This is a genomic window from Streptomyces glaucescens, assembly GCF_002154375.1.
In the GTDB taxonomy this organism is placed as follows: domain Bacteria; phylum Actinomycetota; class Actinomycetes; order Streptomycetales; family Streptomycetaceae; genus Streptomyces; species Streptomyces glaucescens.
The window spans coordinates 1-3,708 of the sequence record NZ_MUND01000559.1 but is presented as its reverse complement, the minus strand read 5'-3'; the positions used below and the strand labels follow the sequence as shown (position 1 = coordinate 3,708).

Here is a 3,708-nt window from a genome sequence, read left to right as displayed (position 1 = left end):
TCCGCTCCGCCGACGCCTCCGAGGGCACCCGGCAGATGCCCCGTGTCCAGGGCCCGCAGCCGCCTTCGCCGGCGTACGACGCACCCGCGCCGAGCCGGGGCCGCGGTGGCCGTACCGGCTCCCGGCTGCCGGTGATCGCGGCCTGCGGCATCGCCATCGCGGTGGTCGGGATCGGCGCGGGCGCGCTGCTCGGCAGCGGCGGCGGCGACGAGGAGAGCCCGGAGACGGTCTCCGCCACGGCACCCGCGAGCGAGTCCGCCCCGGCCTCCGCCTCCCCGTCCGCCTCGCCGTCCCCGGACCCGGCGGAGCAGCAGGCGGTGGCGCTGGACAAGCTGCTCGCCGACAGTGGTGCCAGCCGCACCGCCGTGATCAACGCGGTGAACGACGTCAAGTCGTGCAGCAACCTCACGCAGGCCGCGAAGGACCTGCGCGACGCGGCCAAGCAGCGCAACGCGCTGGTCACCCAGCTGTCCGGGCTGGCGGTCGACAAGCTGCCGGAGCACGCGGCGCTGACCACCGCGCTCACCAACGCCTGGAAGGCGTCCGCGTCCGCCGACAACCACTACGCGGCCTGGGCCGACCAGGTGGCCGCGCACAAGGGCAAGCTCTGCAAGAAGGGGCAGGCCCGCAGCACCGGTCAGACGGAGGCGGGCAACCGGGAGAGCGGCACCGCGACCACGCAGAAGGCGGAGGCCGCCAAGCTGTGGAACGCGATCGCGCGGACGTACGGACTGACCGAGCGCCAGCCCACCCAGCTGTGAGCACCGGACCGGCCGGGAGCACCGGCCGGTCTCAGCCGATCTCGGCGCCCTCCAGGGTGCGGGTCACGTCGACGAAGCCCTCACGGGCCGCGACCAGGCGGCCGTCGCGGACGACCTGAAGCGTGACGTCCGCGTTGACCAGGCGCGGGAAGCCCACCGACGCCAGCCGGTCCTGGAACCGCCAGCGCAGGGTCGGCGTGAGCCCGCCCGTGCTGACCTCGATGCCGTCGTCCAGGGTGCGGCGCACCGTGCTCGCGGTCACCTCCTCGCCGTCGTCGATCGCCTCGACGACGGCCCGGAAGACGGTGTACGCGATCCAGGTGGTCTGCACCCCGGCGTCCGCCGGGTCGATCCGGGTGTCGGCGAAGGCCTGCTCCCGGATCACCCGCTTCATCCCGTCCCAGCGCTCGTCGGTCTCCACCGGGTACCAGCCGGTGATGTACGCCCCCTCGTACGGTCCCGACCGGCCGCCGGAGGCGTCGATCACCGTCTGGTCGACGCTGCCGAGCACGGTCCCGGTGCGGACCTCGGGGTAGTCCAGCCGGGCGCGCCGGAAGGAGTCCATGAAGGTGCTGGTGCGGTCGCCGAGCGCGGGCACCACGCAGCCTCGCTCCGCCGGGTCGGCGGTCGCCCGCTCCAGCGCCTCCTCGGACCGGGCGGAGTACTCGGTGGCGTCCTCGGCGGCGTGCAGATCGTCCGTGTTCTCGTGGCCGCCCGCCTTCAGCCCGGAGTTGATCAGGGTGGGCAGTTCGTCGCCCGCTATGGTGTCGGGCCGGACCAGGACGACCGGGCCGCAGCCGGCGGCCAGTTCCTTGCCGAGGCCGGCCAGCAGCGCGGGCTGGCCGCCGTTGACCGGGTAGGACAGAGGGCTGGTGAACTCGTCGTTCGTCACGCCGTAGCCGCCGATGTAGGGGATGCCGGCGCCCTCCAGGACCGGGAAGAAGGAGTCGGCGTACTGGCTGTAGGAGCCGACGACCGCGACCACGTCCTCCTTGACCGCGCGCCGGGCGCACTTCGCGGCGTCCACGCTGTCGTTGTGGTCGTTGCAGATCAGCACCTTGATCTTGCGGCCGTCGATACCGCCCTGGGCGTTGACGTGGCGCGCGTAGGCGAGGGCGAGGGCGGGCATGCCGGGCTTGTTGGTCGCGCCGGTCTCCAGCGGCGCCCAGGTCATGACGGTGATGGTGTCGTCCCCGGCACCCCCCGTGACACCGGGGACGACACCGCAGCCGGCGGCGAGCGACGTACACGCCACCATGGCCGCCACCGCGCGGACACCCGCTCTGGTGGATCGGGCGAGGGCGGATCGGGTGATGATGGGGAGGAATGTGCTGCGGGTACGCCGCCTGCCGGTCATGGCTCCGCACGATTCCGCCACATCGCTAACCTGGGAGTGACCTTCGGTCGACGAAGGGTGACGCGCAGGTGAATTACGGGGGCCCGTGAGCGGCCCGTTGGGGGGAACGTACGATCGATGACCGTGCAAGGTGTCCAAGGTTCGGAGAACTCTTCCCGTCGCGGCCGTCGCTCATCCACGATGGGTGGCATGCCACTGAACGACATGCCGTGGTGGCGCTGGCGCAGCAATGTGCGCTCCGCGCTGCACATGCTCTCCGATCCGGTGTTCCAGCGGGACGTCTGGCTGGCGGGTGTCGAGGGGTACGGAGACGTGACCGACGCCGTCTACCGGCTCGTCGAGGACACCTGGCTGGACCACTGGTCCGCCGAGAAGTACGTCGGGACGATCTTCCGTGACTCGCAGGAGGCGGCGCTCGTCGACACCGCCGTGCTCCGGGTGCTGCGGATCATGCACCAGGTGGGACCGGACGCACCGGTGTCGTCGTACCTCCACCACCAGGACTGGCCGGAGGCGGTGCGGGCGGCCCGGGACGCGCATGTGCGGATGGCGGTGAGCGACGGGGAGGACCCGGACGCGGCACCGCGCACGCTCGACGTGCTGCGCATCCTCACGCGGGTCGCGTGACGGACGGGGCGGGGTCCGTCTGACGGGACGGGTGCCGGCGGTGCGGCTCGTTGTGGGACCCTGTGCTGCATGAATGAGCAGCCCACCGGAGCCGCGGCCCCCGCCGAGCAGTACGTCCTCACTCTCTCCTGCCCCGACAAGCAGGGCATCGTGCACGCCGTGTCGAGCTACCTGTTCATGACCGGCTGCAACATCGTGGACAGCCAGCAGTTCGGTGACCAGGACACCGGGCTGTTCTTCATGCGCGTCCACTTCTCGGCGGAGGCGCCGGTGACGGTGGACAAGCTGCGCGCCAGCTTCGCCGCGATCGGTGACTCCTTCCACATGGACTGGCAGATCCACCGGGCCGAGGAGAAGATGCGGGTCCTGCTGATGGTCAGCAAGTTCGGGCACTGCCTGAACGACCTGCTGTTCCGGGCCCGGATCGGCGCGCTGCCCGTGGACATCGCCGCGGTGGTGTCGAACCACACCGACTTCGCGGAACTGGTGGGGTCGTACGACGTCCCCTTCCACCACATCCCCGTGACGAAGGACACCAAGGCGGACGCGGAGGCGCGGCTGCTGGAGATCGTGCGCGAGGAGCGGGTCGAGCTGGTCGTGCTGGCCCGCTACATGCAGGTCCTCTCCGACGATCTGTGCAAGCAGCTGAGCGGGCGGATCATCAACATCCACCACTCCTTCCTGCCGAGCTTCAAGGGCGCGAAGCCGTACCACCAGGCGCACGCGCGCGGGGTGAAGCTGATCGGCGCGACCGCGCACTATGTGACGGCCGACCTCGACGAGGGGCCGATCATCGAGCAGGAGGTCGAGCGGGTCGGCCACGACGTCACCCCCGACCAGCTGGTCGCCATCGGGCGGGACGTGGAGTGCCAGGCGCTCGCGCGCGCGGTGAAGTGGCACGCGGAGCACCGCATCCTGCTGAACGGGCGCCGCACGGTGGTGTTCGCCTAGGTCGTGTCCGCA

Annotated in this window: 3 protein-coding genes and 1 pseudogene; 3 read left to right on the top strand and 1 reads right to left on the bottom strand. The window is 71.3% G+C overall.

The features are described from left to right. A pseudogene (locus CCN42_RS31715) lies at nt 1-761 on the top strand (hypothetical protein); the annotation flags it as partial. Nucleotides 762-792: 31 nt separating this feature from the next. Here CCN42_RS31715 and CCN42_RS31710 read toward each other — a convergent pair. Further along, nucleotides 793-2,118, bottom strand: a complete 1,326-nt coding sequence (locus tag CCN42_RS31710; RefSeq protein WP_086740761.1) for an ABC transporter substrate-binding protein — start codon at nt 2,116-2,118, stop codon at nt 793-795. A gap of 117 nt (nt 2,119-2,235) precedes the next feature. Here CCN42_RS31710 and CCN42_RS31700 point away from each other — a divergent pair, with 117 nt between their 5' ends. After that, nucleotides 2,236-2,745: an SCO4402 family protein gene (locus CCN42_RS31700; protein WP_086170995.1), complete on the top strand. Its 510-nt coding sequence runs from the start codon at nt 2,236-2,238 to the stop codon at nt 2,743-2,745. 69 nt (nt 2,746-2,814) lie between these two features. Beyond that, entirely contained in the window at nt 2,815-3,696 is an 882-nt protein-coding gene (gene purU, locus CCN42_RS31695; RefSeq protein ID WP_086170994.1) for a formyltetrahydrofolate deformylase, read from the top strand. Nucleotides 3,697-3,708: the final 12 nt, after the last annotated feature.

Coding starts and splice junctions, on each gene's coding strand:
- CCN42_RS31710 (WP_086740761.1), bottom strand. CDS start 2,118: ATGACCGGCAGGCGGCGTACCCGCAGCACATTCCTCCCCATCATCACC.
- CCN42_RS31700 (WP_086170995.1), top strand. CDS start 2,236: ATGACCGTGCAAGGTGTCCAAGGTTCGGAGAACTCTTCCCGTCGCGGC.
- purU (WP_086170994.1), top strand. CDS start 2,815: ATGAATGAGCAGCCCACCGGAGCCGCGGCCCCCGCCGAGCAGTACGTC.